Source organism: Lacrimispora amygdalina (assembly GCF_003432035.1).
GTDB classification, from domain to species: Bacteria; Bacillota; Clostridia; order Lachnospirales; family Lachnospiraceae; genus Lacrimispora; species Lacrimispora amygdalina.
In genome coordinates, this window is the sequence record NZ_QOHO01000025.1 from 104,730 (window position 1) to 123,695 (window position 18,966).

The following is an 18,966-nucleotide window of genomic DNA, read 5'->3' on the forward strand; positions in this document are numbered from 1 at the left end:
ATTCTTACGCTTGTAATATTTATAATATGAAAGGAACAGGGACCCCTTTTAAAACCTCCCTGCAGACTGCTAAATTACTACGTATGTAAGATTTGATTATACACCGGATTGTTTAAGATGTAAACCGTTTTTTCATCTTAATGCCATCTGGAGCCGCTCCATCTCATAGAATTCCCCTTTTAACTCCATCAGTGTCTCATAACTTCCTTCTTCCTTGATTTTTCCCTGGTCTAAAACCACGATCCGGTCTGCTCCTCTTACCGTTGAAAGCCTGTGGGCAACAATAAATGTAGTTCTTCCTTTAATCAGCCGGTCGAGAGCATCCTGAATCTCCTTTTCTGAAATCGTATCAAGTGCAGAGGTTGCTTCATCCAGTATAATCACCCTGGGATCTCTGATAATCGCTCTGGCTATGGAAATCCTCTGTCTCTGACCGCCGCTTAAATTGGCCCCATGCTCTCCAATCATGGTATCCAGCCCTTTCGGAAGTCTGGCAATAACTGATTTTAAATTTGCGGCTTCTACCGCATGATTTACCGCTTCATCCGGTACATTTAAAAGTCCATACGTAATATTTTCCCTCACAGTACCTGTAAAGAGAACCGGAGACTGGGGCACCACCGAGATAAATCTCCGGTAGCTTCTTAAATTGATGTCACTCATATCCGTTCCGTCGATGAAAAGCCTTCCGCTGCAGGGTGTGATAAAACCAATCAGCAGATTCAATATGGTAGTCTTTCCGGAGCCGGATTCTCCAACCAGCGCGATGGTCTCCCCTTCCTTTACTTCCAGATCGATTCCGGAAAGAACCCGCTCACTGGAACCTTTATAGGAAAACGCAACCTGCTGAAAGGTGAACCTGCCCTTTAATTCCTTCAGTTCTCTCTTTCCCTCATTATGCTCCACATCATCGGAAATTAAAACCTCGCCGATGGAAGTAACCGATTCAAGTCCTTTGGTCAGAATGGGAAGCAGATTAATAAGCCCTGTAAACTGGTTGACCACCGTGGTAAAGCTTGCCTGATAAAAAGTTACATCTCCGATCTTTATGGATCCCTTCCAGGCCATATATCCGGAAAATCCCAGACACAGAGCCTGAAACACCTGAAATACACACCAGCTGACTGCCCCGAAATGTGCCTGTACCATGTCCAGCCGGTATCCCTTGTCCGCGGTTTCTTCCAGCTGTTCCTTGATTTTTTCGACTTCCTGCTGTTCCAGTGCATGGGCTCTTGTGACAGGAACCAGCTCCACCATCTCCATTACCCGGGCGCTGGTCTCCTCCATCTCACGGCGGAATGCCCTGTTTTCGCTGTGGATTCGTTTGCGGAATGCAACCACTGTCACCGCAGTCACCGGAGCTACCAGAAGAAAGAACATAAGCACGGCCCTGTTTTTTACGGCTGTAATACCCAGAGTGATAACCAGATTCATCATAATATTCATCAGATTAACAAACAGCTGGGAGGATAAAGTCTCCACTGCCTCCACGTCACGTATGATCTTGGACTGGAGCCTGCCTGACTGAATCTCCGTGTGATAGGGAATGGACAGTTCCTGAAGCTTCCTGACCAGAGCGCCCCTTAACCCGGCCTCTGTTTTACGAATTACCTTGTTTTTGTATTTGTTATGAAGCCAGTTTGCCGGAAGATGAACAGCCAAAAGCCCCAGCCAGACTGCCACGTTTAAAAGGATTGCATGCTTTCCCTTTTCTCCTCCTGCTATGGCTCCGTTGATCACATTGGCGGTCAGCAGCGCAGCAAAGAGACTGGGGGCGTGTTTAATAACAAAAAAGAAGGTGGAAAGCAGAAACTTATGGTACTGCCCCTTGTAAAATCCAAGCAGCACCATAACCGAACGATTCCCGTACCTCTTATAACAGTCCACAAACCGGTGTTCCATTTTCTCATATTGATCCATTGTCTTCTCCCTAGGAAACATCAAGTCCCTGATTCTCGGCAGGAACATTGCCATTGTCTAACAGGTCTGCATAAGGTTTTCCCAGTTTTTTCAGTTCTTCGCAAAGGAACCCCGCTATGATGACTGCTCCCTCCGGCTTTAAATGAGTATTATCCTTAGGCCACATGAAATACGCTTTCGAGGCTAAGTCACCCACTGCTTCCAGATAAGCTTCCGTAACAGCTGTTAAATCAATTACCGGAACGCAGGCTTTTTCTCCGGTCTGCTTAACTGCCTCCGGATAGGCGCCATGGCTTCCAGGAAGAAATTTGCCCTGATCATTAAAAAGTCTTCTGGCGATTGGGGTAATGAGTACGGGATAAGCCCCTTTTTTTCTTGCCGCCAAAATGAATCTCATCAGATTTTCTTTAAATGTGGTATCCGGATCTGTATGGCGGGCCGGATCATCCTTCTCATCGTTGTGGCCAAACTGTATAAAGAGAAAATCTCCCTCTTTCATCTCCTTTTCCATGAGAGCCAGACGCCCCTCATTAAGAAAAGATTTTGTGCTTCTCCCATTCTGGGCAAAGCTTTTCATCTCCACACCGTCTGCCAGATAAAGAAGCATCGCCTGTGATAACCCCGTCTGGGGGTATGTGGAGGCTTTATTAAATTTTACCGTGCTGTCTCCAGCATAAAAGATTGCTGCCATTTACGTACACTCCATAAGCTGCTCCTGTAAAACGTTTTCCTTTTATAAGGCCTTCCGAACAAATGGAAGTTACATCGGTCCACCGCCACAGGATTTTATTGTTTAGTAGAAAAGTTCTGTTAAGACCGTCTGTCTCAACCCGAAACAGGACACGGCCTTCAAAGGAATACTCTTTGCTCTCTGTCCTTACATAGGCGTTATCCACATATTCCGATACAAATACCTCGTTCTTTGTCACACCAAATTTTATGTAGGTGTTTTCATCATAATAAAGCGTTACACCTCCATCGGAGGTATATTCTTCCTTCTCTTCCTCTGGTATCCACATCTCAAACTCTGCGCGGTAACAGAAATCCGGCTGAAATTTAACAAGCAGGCTGCTGCACTCTCTGCAGCATAAATCCAGTCCGTCTCCTCTGATCCACAGGGTTCCGTCTTTCTCTGTCCGGACCCGGCTGCTGTCCCTGGTCCTTGGGGAAAGCCAGCCGTCCCCCGCTTTGCAGGAAGCGGGCTTTCCTGACTCATAGGGAAACGGAAGGGGTGCCATATAGGAAGGTCCTTTTCTTCCGTTTACCACAGGCCACCCGTCTGCCGTCCAGGTAATTTCATCGAGACAGGTTTCTCTCCCAAGCATTCCATAGGTCCCGTCAATAAACCGAGAGCATAAATATACCATAAACCATCTGCCGTCAGGCGTCTCAACCGGTTTTCCATGACCGCAGCACTGAATGGCACCCATTACATCCCATTGATGCATGATAGGATTGTACGGACAGTTCACATAGGGGCCGTATAAGTTTTCAGATCTGGCAACCGTAATCATATGTCCTTTTCCAGTTCCGCCTTCTGCCAGAAAGCAATAATAATACCCATCCTTTTTTATCAGATGAGGCCCCTCCGGCGCATGACCGGAATGCCCGTACCAGATCAGCTCCGGCAATGACAGCAGTTCTTTTCCATCCTCTGAAATCTCCATAATTCTGGCACCCCGGTTAATGAGCATATACCGTTTTCCGTCATCGTCAGTAAAAATGGAGGGATCTATTCCCAGTACATTGTGAATGACCGGTGTCTCATAGGGACCTGCAGGATTATGGGAGCTGGTAACCATCTGGGTCTGAATAAAGGCATCATCATCATTGTTGCGCAGGGTTGCACAGATATAAAATCTCCCGTTATGACAGCTGATATCCGGCGCCCAGAATCCCCGTCCGCCTTCCAGCTTTCCAAGATGTTCCTCTGCCCATTTCTCATCTGTGATCCCGTAACCGATGGTTTCCCAGTGGATTAAATCCCTTGAATGGGAAATGGGAATGCACGGAAAGAAAAGGAAGCTGGAATTCACCATATAGTAATCTTCTCCCACACGTACAATACTGGGATCCGGGTGCATTCCTCTTAAAACAGGGTTGCGGTAGCATTCCTCACGGGAAAAACCGCATACACCTTTAAAATATTCTTCCAGCGGGGTCCCCTCCGCCAGGTCATAAGGCGTACACATAGACTGATTCGCCCATGTCGGGTCCATCCTGCAGCGCTCCACCAGATACTTCACCAGCTTCTGATTTTTTCCTACTGCCGCATAGTGGAGAAGGCTGTTCCCTTCCTCATCACAATCCTCTGTATTGAAGCTGTGATCAATCAAACGGACAACTGTTTCATAATCTCCCCGCTTCGCCGCCTCAAACGCCTGCTTTGCCGCCGCTTCTGTCTTCCACGTGTATAAATTCATATTCCCCATACCCTTCTGATCTTACGTTGTTTTTATTTGCGCTCCAAAGACAGAGCTTTGCTCCGGTCCAGGTCGCCCGGCACAGAGGCTGGGGGCTTCCGGTAAAGGTATAGCGGATTCCATCTGCTGACCAGGAAAAGCGGTACGTCTTATCAGAGAAAAGCTCCAGGCGCAGATAAACCGTATCGCCCTCATATGGGCAGGAGCTCTCAGGAATTTCCTGTGCCTCTCCAAGCAGCTCCTTATTGGTTACTTTTCCGGTATAGAGCATAAGACAGTTACCCTCACCGGTCCTTTGGAGGCCGAAATAGGCATAGGAATGTCCGATCATGCCAATGGAAGCCATATCACCCTCCTGTTCCCAGTTAAGACGTACCTTTGTGACGGCAGTAAATGTCTTGTGCTGTGGAATCTGGGTCATGGCATTGGGCGCATACCACAGAAGATTTTCCCTGAAGAGATTTGCCAGGCAGAAAAGCCGGATTCCTTTATGCCCAACTAAGGAGTAAAAAGACTCTCTGGGATTTGCCTGCCACTGCCACTGAAGACCAAGTCTTCCGCTTTTAAAATCGTCAGACTGGGCAATTTTATACTGCGGCTGTCCTTCTGCAGGAACCTTCCACTCCTTAACCGGCTCCCCGATTCCATCCCCGTTCTGATCCGTTCCGATGAAGGGCCAGCCGTTGTGAAAGCACATGGGCTGCAGATGAACAATCCGCCCAAGCTCTGTTACATCCTGGAAATGGATAAACCAGTGCCTGCCGTCCGGCGCAATGACCCAGCCGCCCTGATGAGGCCCGTTTACGGCTGTATTCCCCTGGTGCATCACAATCCGGTATTCATAAGGTCCCTTTACGGACTTCGCTCTTAAAACAGACTGCCAGCCGGCAGCCACGCCTCCTGATGGCATGAATATGTAATAGTATCCCTGATCATAATACATTTTAGGTCCTTCCGTAGTCGGAGCGATCTGCTCCCCGTCAAAGATGGTAACAGGCTCTCCTAAGATTTCTCTGCACAGGGGATCGATTTCCACCAGATCCAGTCGGTGTTTGATCCCGCACCGGCTGTTGGCATAGGCAAATACCATGTACGCCTTTCCATCCATATCCCAGAAAGGACAGGGATCAATCCAGCCTTTCACCTCATGAAGGCAGTGAAGCTTAAATTCTCCATAGGGATCATCTGATGTGGCTACAAAAATCCCCTCATCCGGAAGTGGAACAAATACATAAAAGGTACCCTCATGAAAACGGATGGAGGGCGCCCAGGTGCCGGAGCCATGTGACGGCTGCTCATATTTCCCAAAAGGCAGAGAACGTACACAGTGATTGATGATTTCCCAGTGAACCAGATCTTTCGAATGCAGAAGGGGTACACCCGGAAGATAGGTAAAGGAAGAAGCTACCATATAATAATCATCTCCCACCCGTATTACATCGGGATCTGAATAATCGGCATATAAAACCGGGTTCTGATACTTTGACATTGGCATCGCCATTACCTCCCATAATAATTACGCTAAAAAAGGAGCAGAAATTCTGCCCCTCTTTCTGCCTGATTGTTATTCCTTTACGGCACCGATATTAACACCCTGGATAAAATACTTCTGGCAGAATGGATATATGATCATGAAGGGGAGAATTGCTACAATAACCGCTGCGTTTTTTACTGTGTTCTCAGTTGCGCCGCCGATTGCCTGGGGTAAATCACTTCCCATTATAACAGATCTTAACTTCATTTGGAAATTATATAGATTTTCATTCGTAATATAAAGTTTATAATTGGTATAGTCGTTCCAGTAGGATACCGCATACATCAGACCGATTGCGGTAAGTGCCGCTTTCGATAACGGCAGGACAATTTTTAGAAATATTCCCATGGGCGGGCAGCCGTCAATCTCTGCCGATTCAAATAAGCTGGCCGGAATTCCCTCAAAGAAATTTCTCATAAGCACCATATTATAAACATTAATAGCAGGAAGAAGGATTACCACAAATAAGGTATTGGTCAGATGAAATGACTTCATAATCAGATAGGTGGGAATCATACCGCCATTAAAGATCATGGTAAACAGCATAATATTTGCAAGCAGCGTTCTGCCTGGCATTTTCCACTGAATCAGCACATAAGCGCCCAGTGTTGCTACAGTAAGACCTGTAATCGTCCCCACTATAGTCGTAAAAATGGATACCAGAAACGGTTTATATAAAGTTGGATTGGTAAATACAGAAATATAACCTGCAAAACCAAACTTTTCCGGAAACAGTTTCATACCATAAGCTGTCTTTAAATCAAACGAGTCAATTAAAACCTTGTAGATCGGGATAATCATGATAAGACTTATGAGTACGAATATGATCACCAGCATATAGTCAAATGCGGTTGCTTTCTTTTTCATGTTTTCTCCTCCCTACACAATTCCTCTTCCGCGGACTTTATAGCTGGCCTTGTTGCAGATAAGAACAAGGAAACAGCCTACCATCGAGGAAACAAGGCCTACTGCTGTTGTATAGCCGTAATCAGGCAGAGCGCCGGAATTAAATGTCTGTGTGTAAATATAAGTCTGAAGTACATCTGCCTGCTGGCGTACCGCATCGTTTTGCAATACGAATACTGATTCAAACAGGTTCATAACCTTTGCCAGATTTAAGATCAGTACTGTAATAATGGTATTATTAAGAGCCGGAATGGTTATGTAACGCAGCTTGTTAAACCGGCCCGCTCCATCCATGGAAGCTGCCTCATAAAGTTCCGGATTAATTCCGGAAAGTGTTGCCATGAAGATAATTGTCCCCCAGCCTGTATCCTTCCAGACGTTAATGACATAAAACATGGGGCGCCACCAGCTCTGGTTTCCAAGATAATAGATTCCCTCATTTAAAATTCCAAGTTTAATCAGCACAGCATTTAAAAGACCTGCACTGGTCGGAGAAAGAATCAGAGTAAAAACAGATGCAGTAACAACCCAAGACATAAAATGGGGCAGATACACAATTGTCTGTGTGATCTTTTTAAAAGTTACAGACCGCAGCTCATTGAGCATAAGAGAAAGCACAACGGCCATAATGGTATTTAACAGAAGCTTCACAATACTTAATGTGATGGTACTTACAAACGCGTTCCAGAAGCCCGGCATATTCATCATCTTTTCAAAATGTGCCAGACCGATAAATACTGGCTCCTTAATTCCTTTATAGGAATAAAAGGCATATCTGATTCCCAGCATGGGAAGGTAATGAAACACCAGTGCAAAAATCAGAACAGGAAGAAACATCAGATAAAATCCCTTGTAATAACGGAGTGAAACAAGCAGCGGCCGTTTATTTTCGCCTGCAGCATTCGCTGCAGGCCCTTTCATCTTTTTATTCATAGGAAAACCTTTCTAAATCTATTTTGCTGATTCCTTCTTATTAAGTGAATCCACAATCATCTGTGACCATTTCGCTCCGCCATCGCTTTCGAAACGCTTAAATGCCTCTTCTACAGAAGTTCCCTGTACCACAACATCTGCAATAATTGATTTTTTCAGTGTCATTAAATCTCCGTTATACGTAGCCATTTCTTCTGTAGAAGGGGTAATGGACGCCTGACGGCAGTTTTCATTAAATACAGTCTGAGAGCTTTTAGCCTCTTCTTTAACCGCATCTTTTCCCGGATCACCCTCCCAGGCTGCGATGGCAAGCATAGGATCAAGGTGCTGCTTGGTGTACTGTGTGCCAGGGTTTTCAAGACTCTCTCTTAAATGGAACTCACCTTCTTTATAGGTCTTATCAAGAACAGTTTCCGCTTTCTTTGACCAGTGAACATCTTCTACACCATAGGACCAGAGCATTTGCAGATCACCGCCATCAAGCATGGATTCGATGAAATATTTGAATACACCCTCCGGATTTTCACAGGAAGAAGTAATTGCCCATACCGGAGAAGTTCTTTCTACATAAGTACCAACTTCCTTGATCGGCTTTAATGCAATCAGCTCACTGTCATGACCGTTTGATTCCAGATTGTTCTTTAAGTTGGTTCCCCAGGTACCTGCCCAGTAAGTAAACACACCGAACTTATCCTCATAAAACTTATTCCGGCAGTCTTTTGTACCATTGGTTAATGTTTCCTTATCAATATAACCTGCCGCATAGGCATCTCTCATACGCTGCAGTGCGGCCTTAAAATTATCCTTTGTAAATCCGTCGTACCAGACACCATCTTCTCCCTTTGCAAAGGATGGATATGCGTCCTGATAAAACTCAGGCAGATAATTGGTCCACGGTTCTTCTGTTCCAATGAAACCGGCTGCCGATAAACCATAGGTATCCCCATTTACTCCATTGCCGTCAGGATCTCCCTCCGTAAACGCTTTTAGCATGTTTAAATACTCATCATAGGTTGTAGGTGCCTGCAATCCCACATTATCCAGCCATTTTTTCTTTACATATGTAACACAGCCGTTTCCTCTGGTGACCGGAAATCCATAAAGTTTACCATCAATCTTCATGTTATCAACAACTTCTTCTCCTGTAAAACGGCCGGAGGACTTCAGTTCGGAATTATTCCATGCTTCTGTCATATCCCAGAGAGCCCCTTCCTCCGCATATCCGGTATAGAAGCTTCCCTGAAGAAGAATTGCATCCGGCCAGTTCTCAGGACCGGAGGCGAATGTCTGACCCAGAACATCAAAGTACGCATCATGATCAGGCTGTATTATTTCCAAATCAATACCAGTCAGCTCTTCCCATCTTTTTTCAAATGCATCTCGGTTATTTGGTTTGGTGGTAACCGTTCCATTTACCATTATGGTAATCTTCTCAGGTTTTTTGATATCGTTCTCCGCCTTACTTTCTCCCGCAGAAGAACCGCTTTCCGTATTTGTCCCGGCACTTGTTGCCTCAGTTCCTGATTTTCCGGTTGAGGAACAGCCGCTTAAAGCCACAGAAGCAGCCATGGTAACCGCCATACCAGCTGCAAGCATTTTTTTAACTCTCATTTAGAACCTCCCAATATAATTGTTTTGTTATTTGGTGGTGCGCACCTTTTTTGCATTGCCATCATAGCACCCCAGACACACAATATCAACGCACATAATTTACTATCGTTGTTCATTTTTCTCTAAACAGCTTGTTTTCCATGTAGTTTATTATGCACATTTTATATTGCATTTTTTTGTCCGTACGTGGTTTGACATAATTATATATGAAGTGACTGAGTTCGTTTTTGAGTACATATTTTACGTTCTATGTACACATCTTCATGTAAAGGGGCAAACACGATTGATTTTACCTCTGATTCATACTATAATTTTCAATATGAAAAAAGGAACGGTGCATATGAAAAATCGCAGACTTACATTAAAACATAATAAAAATATGTCCTACAAAAAACAGCTGATGCTGTCCTATACTTTAATTCTGGCTATCATTCTCGTGATCGGCGTTATCCTTTACTCGCTTTCCTACCGTCAGGTAAAGAACGGTATCTATCAGCAGAACCGGCTCAGTCTGTCTGCTTCAGTCACGCAGCTTGACAATACACTGGAACTGACGAATGCATCCGTGAAGCAGATAACAGCCAACAGCCTTTTTAATAACCTGATTAACAAAAAAAACAGGGAGGATTCTTCCTTCTATTATCTTGGTTATAAGACCCAGCAGAGTTTTAAATCATCCATTACGCCAGTGGAACTTCTGCTGCCAATCAACAACGCTTTTATTTATATTGAGAAATCCAGCTATGCCATCTCTCCCATCGTTTTTTCGGATTTCGATTTTTTCATCTGGCATAATACGAAGTATCCCATCGATCCGGCGCAGTTATCAAAAATACTGGTAGATCCGGCTTACTGGAACAAATTTATTCCTTTTGAGCAGCTTGGTGTTTCGTCAAAGAATTTTCTTTATCTATATCCTCTGACGCCGCTCTCCCAGGTGGCAAATCACAGCAGCTCCGTGATCTGCTATCAGTTTGACCACGACAAGATTATGAATTATTTTTCAAACATCAACTTTTATAACGACGGATATCTGGTTGCCTATGACAAAAACGGCAATCAGGTGTTTCTTCTTTCCGGAGGCGGTCCTGTTATTGAGTATGATACCCTGAAAAATATGACCTTTGACCACAATATTGCACATGTTTCCCAGGGAAAAGACAGAGAGGAAATGCTGATTACTACAGTGACTTCTTCCTATAATAACTGGAATTACTACCTGATACAGCCGGAAGAGAAGGCCTATTACTCCATTACCCCCTATCAGCGCTTCTTTACAACAGTTACTTTGGCAGCCATAATTCTTGGAGGAATTCTGGCAGTGATCTTTTCATCCTTTGGGAACCGCAAGGTTTTAAAGCTGTCCGACGAACTGAACCTGAAGGAATCACTGGCCAGTTCTCTGAATCTTCTTGTGGAAAAGCAGAAACCGGTTGTTGCGGAATCCTACATGAGACGAATCATGGAAGGAAGCATCACCAATAACATAGAGATGCAGTATATCATAGATGAGCTTGGTCTGGAACGGCCCGACACCAAATTCCACGTTTTGTATACTGAAGTATCTCCGTCAGAGGAATCCGATATCTGCCCCAAGGATTTAGAGCTGTGCTTTGAAAACTACGATATGCTGGTTAGAGAAGCGCTTAGGCGCTATTATCCGGATACCGGGTATATTTACAAGCCTTCAGACCGGGCATTTGCCATACTGATCGCTTCCGAAAAGTCCATGCAGCTTGAGCAGGTGTTAAACAGAGACAGAGACATCTTCCTTGCCATGCACAGAGAACTTCTTGAAAAGTACGGAATCTGGATCCGGGGCGGAATAGGAGGAAGAAACGGCCTGATCTCCTATACGTGGAAATCCTATCAACAGGCAAAAGATGCAAAATCCATTACCACTACGGAAAAATATATTTTAAGCTGCAACGATTTTGCAAAATCAAATGATGTGTATTATTTTCCCGAAAGTCTGTCCATCCAGTTAAGCGGCTTTATCTCTACCGGGAATAAAGACCAGGTAAGGGAACTATTCAAGCTGATCCGGAAAGAAAATGCGGACATGCGCAGTCTTTCCTTTACCCAGCAGAAATGGCTTTTATCTGATATCCGGGCCACTGTCTATAAGAAGAGGCATACCGTTTCGGAAGAAGGGCTGGATGAGGAAAAACTCAGGCTTTTAGATATGATTGACAAGCAGTTTGAAGGGGAGATGAGCCTTGACAGCTTAAATACCATTGCCTTTGAGCTTTGTGATATCTGCGGCACAGATACGGAAAGTAACGAACTGATCATTAAAATACAGGATTACATCATCAATAATTACCATGATTCGGACCTCTGTCTCACTAAAATATCCGATGAATTTGGAATCTCAGAAAACTATTTCAGCTATCTCTTTAAAAAAGAGGTATCGGAAAACTTCTCTACCTATTTAGAGCGGCTCAGAATGGCAAAAGCCAGGGAGATTATACGGGAGACCGATACCAGCCTTTCCACGCTGTATCAATATCTGGGCTATAACAACGCTGCTTCCTTTAGAAGAGCATTCAAAAAGAACTATGGTGTATCGCCGAAAGAAATGAGGGATAATGTAAATGCATAACAACAATCATGTACTATCTAAGGAGCGCATGGAATCGCTCTGGCTCCGGCTGAAAGAAAGCGGGCTTCCCATTCACAGCTTTCTTGCTGAACAGGGCGGAAACCTTCTTACAGAGAACTATCAGGCCCCCTATACCGAATCGGACTTACACCGCATGTTCTCCATCACAAAAAGCTTCTGTGCTCTGGCTGCGGGATACCTTCTGGAGGACGGACTGATTGCACTTACAGATCCCATAACCGGATATTTTCCGGAATATTTAAGCGGGGAAGATACAAGCCCATGGCTTCTTAACATGACCATAAAGAACATGCTGGCCATGCAGACCTGCCATTCCGCCACCACTTATAAGATTGACAGACACAAAAACTGGGTAGAGAGCTTTTTTAAAGTTCCTCCCACCCACAAAAGCGGAGAAATCTTTCTTTACGATACTTCCTCTGCACATACACTGGCAGCTCTGGTAAAAAAACTGACGGGTAAAGGAGTTCTTGATTATTTAAGAGAAAAATGTCTGAATGAACTGGATTTTTCCAAAGAGGCCTATATCATAAAAGATCCGTTTGGAAGCGAAATGGGAGGCTCCGGCCTGATGGCCCGCCCCGGAGATTTATTAAAGACCGGAAGGTTCTGTATGGATACAATCCGGCATGGAAGCGGGATTTTTGCAGATTATTTAAGAGATGCCGTTTCCTTTCAGGTTCCCACCGCTCATTTTGGACAGACACTGGACGAACAGCAGGGATACGGCTACCAGATCTGGCAGATCCGAAATGGCTTTGCAATGTATGGGATGGGCGGTCAGTATGTGCTTTTTTATCCGGAACTGGATACGGTTATAGTCATTACGGCAGATACCCAGAACATCAGAGGCGGGCAACAGATAATACTGGATATCATACATGATGAATTAAAGGAATTTTTAACCCCTGTCCCCAGGCCTGTATTTACCGGTCCTTCCTTCCATAACGCTTCTTACCGGCTGCTGCCTGGAAGCCAGGGTTTCACAAGACTCTCTCTTTCCTTCGATTCCAAAGAGGGCAGTCTTACCCTGTGGGGACCGGGTAAGACATACAAAATCCCCTTCTCCTTTCCAGAGGCTGCTGTGAGCATCTTAAATGGCTATGAACAGAGGATTGCAGTAAAAGCATTGTGGACAGACTCAAGGACTCTTTACCTCCCGGTTTCCGTTGTAGGAGAATACGTAGGTTCCATACATATCCTTTTAAGTCTGTCGGAGAACGGAATAACCGTATGGATGAAAAAAGTAGAAGAATCACTTTTCCATGAATTCACGGGATTTTTAACCGGCACAAAGGAGTAGGAATCTATTTCATTATATCATCTCCTCTGGCCGCTCTTGCTACAATACCGGACGAGGCCAGAAGAGCGATCAGGTTTGGAAATACCATCAGTGCATTAAACAGATCCGATAAATTCCATACAAGCTGAACCTTTAAAAATGATCCAAGAATCAGGAACAGTACAACGACCAAAGCATAGACTTTTGTTGCTTTTGCGCCAAAAAGGGCTTTCACATTTACCTCACCGAAAAAGTACCATCCGATGATTGTTGAAAATGCAAAAAACAGAAGACATATTGCTACAAACGTATTACCGAAGGAACCAAATGCCTCACTGAATGCAGCCTGGGCAAGAGCAGTTCCCTGAGGCGCTCCTTCCACTCCCGGAGCCAGTCTGCCGGAGGTGAGGATTACCAGGGCAGTGAGATTAAGAACTACAAAGGTATCGATAAATACAGCCATGATTGCCATGACACCCTGATCCTGTGGTTTCTCTACCTTAGCAATTGCATGGGCGTGAGGAGTCGAGCCCATTCCTGCCTCATTGGAAAACAGCCCTCTTGCAACACCATAACGCATGGCTTTCTGAACTCCGATTCCTGCAGCGCCGCCAAGAAGTGCCTGGGGACGGAATGCTCCAATCACTATGGAACTAAGAGCAGGCAAAAGAGCGCTGTGATTTATAACCAGCACAATCACACATCCTATAATATAAAATCCGGCCATAACCGGTACAAGCTTTTCTGTCAGAGAAGCAATCCGCTTAACACCGCCCATAAAAGTAAATGCCGCAACCGCTGCAATCAGGATCCCCACAATCAGAGGATTCAGACCAAACGCTGTATGAAAAGCCTGACCAATGGAATTTGCCTGAACCATATTGCCGGTAAATCCCAGGGCAAAGATAATTGCCAGGGAGAAAAATACCGCCATAACCTTTCCGGCAGTTCCTTTAAAACGGGCTTTGATATAATAAATCGGACCTCCCGTTACTTCTCCCTGGGAATTGACTGTTTTATATTTCTGAGCCAGAACCGCTTCTCCATAGTTGGTTGCCATTCCAAAAAATGCACTCACCCACATCCAGAATATTGCTCCTGGTCCTCCGGAATAAAGTGCTGTTGCACAGCCTGCTATATTGCCCGTTCCTACCTGTGCGGCAATTGCCGTAGTTAAGGCCTGAAAGGAAGACATTCCATCTTTGCCCGCATTCTCGCCATTCAGCTTAAAACTGCCGAACAATCTTTGAAATCCTTCCCCAAATTTTCTGACCTGTACAAACCGGGTGCGCACAGTAAATAAAATTCCCGTTCCCACCAGCAGATACAGTAAAATGCTGTTCCAGACAATGCTGCTGACTTGATCAACCAGCTGTGTAAATTGTTCCATGTGATAGACCCTCTCTTTTTTTTACTAAAAAAAGCCAGACCATACGGGATGATTTGGCTCTGAAAGCAAACAAATAAGGGCGTCACTGCCGCTAAACGTTTAAACTTAAACTCTGTCCTTTTGCCTGAGAGATTAACGCGGTCGCCCGCGTCTTGCACCTTCGGCACTCATTCATGAGATTCTCCAGAGCCACATCCATTCATAGTCCTTATCCGGCAATCCGGATGCCTGAGAGTGTTACTCCTTCGGCAGACAATCGTCATTTTCCTACGAACTTCACTTGTTGGTATGATACTTTTTTACTTTACCACATTAACACAGGCTCTTAAGAATGTCAAGCCGATACTTTACTTTCTTTTCTCCATACACTTCATTTTCTTTTCTTTCTGTGCCAGAAAACAACTCCTCCGCCAATAAGAGCACATGCCGCTGCAAGTGCTGCCAGAATACCTGCCGGGTTATTCTGTGTCTTCTCTTCCTGATTACTTACCTTGCTTTGTGTCCCGGGCTGATTACCTGCTGGTGTCTCCTCCATCGTACCTTCCGCTGCGCCATTCTCTCCAAAGGTGGTAGCGGTTCCATAATATTCATCAAATCCGGTCCTGTCTGTGAAGGAAGTACTCAATGCATTGCTGCTGTCTGTTGTTACTGTTTCTGAATAAGTTCCTGTAACAGTAAGAGTCAGGGAACCAGTACCGGTCACCACTGTCTTTCCATCAGCAACAATGGTTACTGTCTTTCCATCTTCATCTACAATAGAAGCGCCATTCTCTGAATTCAGATTCGTAATCTCACAGTCTTTGGTAACCACCCATTTTGATGTACCATCCAGATTGACGGTGACAGGTGCCTCTGTTGTTTTCGTATTGACAGCATTGGTATGAATTGCGGTTGCTCCGGTGTAGGTTGTATTTTCAAGAAGATAGAGCTCCACGCTGCTGATGGTATCCACTTCAATCGCTCCATTCAGTGTCTGGTTTAATCCTGTAAATTTTACTTTTGATCCGTTGCTTCCCGCAGTTCCCCAGTTATTGGAATCATTGCCTTCCACAGTAAGCAGGCTTACATGATCGCTGTCAAAAGCCAATTTTGTATTACTCAGCACAATATTTGCTTCTGTATTGGTACTATAAAACATGGAACCGCTTTTTACTTCGCTTTTTAACGTAGAATCTGCCGCTTCAAAGGTGGCTGCATTACCGGTAGAGGCTTCCGCATCTCCTGATGTGGACTGATAGATAATAATTCCGTTTGCAACCGGATCACTGGCTGTCTTATCTGTATTGGTGCTGGTAAGATCCGAGCGGCAGATACGGATTGTATTGAGCCCTTCCATTCCGGCAATCTGGCTGCCTGCTGATGAACCTGTTACGTTGTCCACTTCAATATTACCTGTGGAATAGAGAAGGGGGGACCCGGATCCTTCGGTAGATAATGTACTGTTGGTGACGGATATGGTTCCGCCTCCCCGGTCTGTTGCTATTGCCGCACTATGATCTCCCTTGGTGGAAATATCCATCATATTTGCTATAATTGTACCTCCATAGGTGGCGTCAAGACCTCTGGAATTACCGGCAGTGGTGGAAATGTTATTATTATTGGAATAAACCAAAGCATTGTCTGTAGAAAAAATACCATTGCTTCCTTCGCTGTCAGCTTTTAAGGAACTGTCAGAAATGTATGCCTTTGAATCACTGTTTACCGCAAGAAGAATGGAATTTAAGCCGTAAAAATTGCAATTGTCTCCATTGGTATCATCACCGGATTTTTGAAGTATACCCTTTGTAATGGTCAGAGTCCCGGCATTCTGAACCAGTGCCGTATTCTGATCTGCAGTTGATGCAGTAAGAGATTCTTTATCCGACTGAACCTCATACCCGTCAGCTGCCAGCGCAGCCGTATAGCTGCCCTTATAGTCGAAAGTCATCGTATCTGCGCCACCCATTTCTCCCGGGGGTGTCTGATCCATATCAGAGGGTTGTTCACCCCCTCCCTGAGACGGCTGGCCTGCAGGGGCTCCATCTGGTGGCTGCTCACCTTTCCTGGGCGGCTGGCCGGCTGGAGTTCCGTCTGGCGGCTGCTGACCACCGGGTCCCCCAGCAGACTGTTCTGAGGACCGGGATGTTTCCTGTGTTGTGTTTGCAGCATGAACAGTTACTGTCTGAGTGGTCATAGAAAACACCATCGTCATAACCAGAACTCCCGCCATTATTTTGTTAAATCTGGAAAAATGCATAGTTTATGCCTCCTCTTACCTTTTGGCTTTTTCTTATGGAGACATTGTAAAATAAAAACCTGAAATACAGCTTAAATAATTATTTTCATTCTGTGAAAGCTTTGTGTTCAATCTTTGTACTGGTGATTGTGTATATAATTTGGTACAATGTATTAAAAAATACTTATAAAGGAAGGAGCTGTCATTATGATTATTCAAACCCATAAATTTAATGAAAATGAATCCGCCGGATTTTTTACTGCATATCTCATCGAGGATTCCAATGAGCTTTTGCCTGGCAAAAAACGTCCAGTGATGGTAATTGCGCCTGGCGGTGGGTATCTGTTTACCTCGGACCGGGAAGCAGAACCGATTGCTTTTAAGTTTTTATCCATGGGATATCACGCAGTTGTACTAAGATATACAACAGGTGATCCGGATGGAAAACGAACCGGCGTTGCCAGCACCGCTCTAAAAGAACTGGCTCAGACTGTCCGGTACTTAAGAAAGAATTGCGAACGCCTGTTTATTGATCCTGAAAAAATTGGGATCTGCGGTTTTTCTGCAGGCGCACATCTGGCCGCAAGCCTTGGCGTACACTGGCATGAAAAAGAACTGGGGGAATCTCTTTTACCCACTCCATGCAGTCCGGATGAGATCCGTCCCAATGCGCTGATCCTTGCCTATGGTCTGCTGGATTATCAGGTAATGAAGGAGAAATCGGCCGAAGAAGCCGGAGATGAATCAAAACAAGAGATGTTTGCTTTTATGGACCGGGCAAATGCGGCTCTGACCGGAGAGACAGAACTTACGGAGGATGTCATTCACACCTACAGCCCCAGCCGCTTTGTCACTTCAAAGACTCCGCCTTCCTTTCTGTGGCATACATCAAAGGATGGACTGGTATATTCCGAGAATTCTCTGGTCTTTGCTCTGGAAATGGCCAGACACCATGTCCCCTATGAACTCCATATCTTTCAGGAAGGCGAACATGGGCTGGCTTTGGCAAATCATGTAACAGCCAACACCCAAAACCAGATATCTCCCGAAGTGGAAGCTTGGTTTCATCTTGCCGATGTATGGCTGAAAAAACAGCTCCCGTTCTGACAAACCGCCGGGAGCTGTTAAAATCATGAAGCAGGATACATGGAAACCAGATGCTTAGCAGGTGGCACCGCCCACCAGATGCAGCTTTGCATCCAGGATTTCCTGCTTCCTGTTTAAAATGTCATCGGAAAGGAGCTGCGCTTCTACGTTCTCAAAACCAATCCGCTCAATGGTATCTGCAAACCGCTCTCCGGTCTGCCCCTGCTCCCGAAACAGAAGAATGGTCTTCTCAACGACAGACAGCACTTCCTCTTCGCTCTTGAAAATCCTGCCAAGAGCTTTGCCGTGGTTAATCTTTTTCCCCCATCTTCCTCCAATGTATACTATATATCCAGGTGTACCCTCTTCAATCACATCAAAAGGGCATTTTCCAATACACCGCCCGCAGTTATTGCAGATCTCCTGATCGATTTCAATCAGGCCATCGGAAAGCTTTGCCGCTTTCATGGGGCATACCGCTTCAACCTGGCATTTCCTGCAGCCATTACACATATCTTCATCCACGCAGGGAATCATCTGACCGACAATACCCAGATCATTTAAATTGGGCTTTACACAATTGTTTGGGCAGCCCCCTGTGGCAATCTTAAATTTGTGAGGCAGCTTCACCGTGTGATAGCCCTTGTAGAACCGCTCATGAATCTTTTCCGACAAATCAAAGGTATCATACAGCCCATACTGGCAGGTGGTTCCCTTACAGGATACAACCGGGCGCACCAGTGATCCGGTTCCTCCGGTCTCCAGTCCTGCTTCTGCCAGACAGCTTCTAAATGCCTCAATGTCATTAAAATGAATCCCTCTTACTTCCACGGTTAAACGGGATGTGAATTCCACGTCTCCGTTGCCGAACTTTCTTGCTGCTTCTGCAATGGCAGCCGTCTGATCTGCTGAAATCTTACCGTTTACCGTTATTACTCGACCGTTAAATAAATCCGTTCCCTTATTATTTAAAAAACCCAGCGCTTTAACCCTCTTAATCTCATCTGGTTTTAATGTGCATGCCATAATTCCACCGCTCC

13 protein-coding genes and 2 riboswitches are annotated in these 18,966 nt (G+C 45.1%); of the genes, 3 read left to right on the top strand and 10 right to left on the bottom strand.

All coding sequences use genetic code 11. The annotated features are described in order from the left end of the window. Positions 1 to 132: 132 nt before the first annotated feature. The 7 genes from DS742_RS08980 to DS742_RS09010 form a co-directional block, all read right to left on the bottom strand. Positions 133 to 1,920, bottom strand: coding sequence for an ABC transporter ATP-binding protein (locus DS742_RS08980; RefSeq protein WP_242996434.1), 1,788 nt, complete (start codon positions 1,918 to 1,920; stop codon positions 133 to 135). A gap of 10 nt (positions 1,921 to 1,930) precedes the next feature. Continuing rightward, complete coding sequence (locus tag DS742_RS08985) at positions 1,931 to 2,611, bottom strand: rhamnogalacturonan acetylesterase (protein WP_117416655.1); 681 nt, start codon at positions 2,609 to 2,611, stop codon at positions 1,931 to 1,933. Next, positions 2,568 to 4,343, bottom strand: coding sequence for a family 43 glycosylhydrolase (locus DS742_RS08990; protein ID WP_170313400.1), 1,776 nt, complete (start codon positions 4,341 to 4,343; stop codon positions 2,568 to 2,570). The genes DS742_RS08985 and DS742_RS08990 overlap by 44 nt, the downstream gene beginning before the upstream one ends. Next, on the bottom strand, positions 4,294 to 5,832 hold the full coding sequence (locus DS742_RS08995) for a glycoside hydrolase family 43 protein (RefSeq protein WP_117416688.1): 1,539 nt from the start codon (positions 5,830 to 5,832) through the stop codon (positions 4,294 to 4,296). The genes DS742_RS08990 and DS742_RS08995 overlap by 50 nt, the downstream gene beginning before the upstream one ends. Positions 5,833 to 5,907: 75 nt before the next feature. After that, a complete protein-coding gene (locus tag DS742_RS09000; RefSeq protein WP_117416657.1) occupies positions 5,908 to 6,744 on the bottom strand; it encodes a carbohydrate ABC transporter permease in 837 nt (278 codons plus the stop codon). Between the two features lie 12 nt (positions 6,745 to 6,756). Beyond that, complete coding sequence (locus tag DS742_RS09005; protein WP_117416658.1) at positions 6,757 to 7,716, bottom strand: ABC transporter permease; 960 nt, start codon at positions 7,714 to 7,716, stop codon at positions 6,757 to 6,759. Between the two features lie 18 nt (positions 7,717 to 7,734). Continuing rightward, entirely contained in the window at positions 7,735 to 9,327 is a 1,593-nt protein-coding gene (locus DS742_RS09010) for an extracellular solute-binding protein (RefSeq protein WP_117416659.1), read from the bottom strand. 340 nt (positions 9,328 to 9,667) lie between these two features. On the opposite strand from DS742_RS09010, the gene DS742_RS09015 reads away from it, so the two are divergent. Beyond that, positions 9,668 to 11,932: a helix-turn-helix domain-containing protein gene (locus tag DS742_RS09015; RefSeq protein WP_170313401.1), complete on the top strand. Its 2,265-nt coding sequence runs from the start codon at positions 9,668 to 9,670 to the stop codon at positions 11,930 to 11,932. Beyond that, entirely contained in the window at positions 11,925 to 13,256 is a 1,332-nt protein-coding gene (locus DS742_RS09020) for a serine hydrolase domain-containing protein (RefSeq protein WP_117416661.1), read from the top strand. The genes DS742_RS09015 and DS742_RS09020 overlap by 8 nt, the downstream gene beginning before the upstream one ends. Before the next feature lie 4 nt (positions 13,257 to 13,260). Here the strand turns inward: DS742_RS09020 and DS742_RS09025 are convergent, their stop codons facing one another. Then, positions 13,261 to 14,625, bottom strand: coding sequence for an alanine/glycine:cation symporter family protein (locus DS742_RS09025; RefSeq protein ID WP_117416663.1), 1,365 nt, complete (start codon positions 14,623 to 14,625; stop codon positions 13,261 to 13,263). A 102-nt stretch (positions 14,626 to 14,727) separates the two neighbouring features. Then, a riboswitch (glycine riboswitch) is annotated at positions 14,728 to 14,822 on the bottom strand. Between the two features lie 9 nt (positions 14,823 to 14,831). Next, a riboswitch (glycine riboswitch) is annotated at positions 14,832 to 14,905 on the bottom strand. A 90-nt stretch (positions 14,906 to 14,995) separates the two neighbouring features. Then, positions 14,996 to 16,861 carry a proline-rich domain-containing protein gene (locus tag DS742_RS09030; protein WP_117416664.1) on the bottom strand — a complete coding sequence of 622 codons (1,866 nt, stop codon included), beginning with the start codon at positions 16,859 to 16,861 and terminating at the stop codon, positions 14,996 to 14,998. A gap of 186 nt (positions 16,862 to 17,047) precedes the next feature. Here DS742_RS09030 and DS742_RS09035 point away from each other — a divergent pair, with 186 nt between their 5' ends. Continuing rightward, positions 17,048 to 17,947, top strand: coding sequence for an alpha/beta hydrolase (locus DS742_RS09035; RefSeq protein WP_117416665.1), 900 nt, complete (start codon positions 17,048 to 17,050; stop codon positions 17,945 to 17,947). 54 nt (positions 17,948 to 18,001) lie between these two features. Here DS742_RS09035 and DS742_RS09040 read toward each other — a convergent pair whose 3' ends face one another. Beyond that, positions 18,002 to 18,952: a ferredoxin-like domain-containing protein gene (locus tag DS742_RS09040; RefSeq protein WP_117416666.1), complete on the bottom strand. Its 951-nt coding sequence runs from the start codon at positions 18,950 to 18,952 to the stop codon at positions 18,002 to 18,004. Positions 18,953 to 18,966: the final 14 nt, after the last annotated feature.

Coding starts and splice junctions, on each gene's coding strand:
- DS742_RS09005 (WP_117416658.1), bottom strand. CDS start 7,716: ATGAATAAAAAGATGAAAGGGCCTGCAGCGAATGCTGCAGGCGAAAAT.
- DS742_RS08990 (WP_170313400.1), bottom strand. CDS start 4,343: ATGAATTTATACACGTGGAAGACAGAAGCGGCGGCAAAGCAGGCGTTT.
- DS742_RS09000 (WP_117416657.1), bottom strand. CDS start 6,744: ATGAAAAAGAAAGCAACCGCATTTGACTATATGCTGGTGATCATATTC.
- DS742_RS09030 (WP_117416664.1), bottom strand. CDS start 16,861: ATGCATTTTTCCAGATTTAACAAAATAATGGCGGGAGTTCTGGTTATG.
- DS742_RS09040 (WP_117416666.1), bottom strand. CDS start 18,952: ATGGCATGCACATTAAAACCAGATGAGATTAAGAGGGTTAAAGCGCTG.
- DS742_RS09020 (WP_117416661.1), top strand. CDS start 11,925: ATGCATAACAACAATCATGTACTATCTAAGGAGCGCATGGAATCGCTC.
- DS742_RS09010 (WP_117416659.1), bottom strand. CDS start 9,327: ATGAGAGTTAAAAAAATGCTTGCAGCTGGTATGGCGGTTACCATGGCT.
- DS742_RS08995 (WP_117416688.1), bottom strand. CDS start 5,832: ATGTCAAAGTATCAGAACCCGGTTTTATATGCCGATTATTCAGATCCC.
- DS742_RS09015 (WP_170313401.1), top strand. CDS start 9,668: ATGAAAAATCGCAGACTTACATTAAAACATAATAAAAATATGTCCTAC.
- DS742_RS09025 (WP_117416663.1), bottom strand. CDS start 14,625: ATGGAACAATTTACACAGCTGGTTGATCAAGTCAGCAGCATTGTCTGG.
- DS742_RS08985 (WP_117416655.1), bottom strand. CDS start 2,611: ATGGCAGCAATCTTTTATGCTGGAGACAGCACGGTAAAATTTAATAAA.
- DS742_RS09035 (WP_117416665.1), top strand. CDS start 17,048: ATGATTATTCAAACCCATAAATTTAATGAAAATGAATCCGCCGGATTT.
- DS742_RS08980 (WP_242996434.1), bottom strand. CDS start 1,920: ATGGATCAATATGAGAAAATGGAACACCGGTTTGTGGACTGTTATAAG.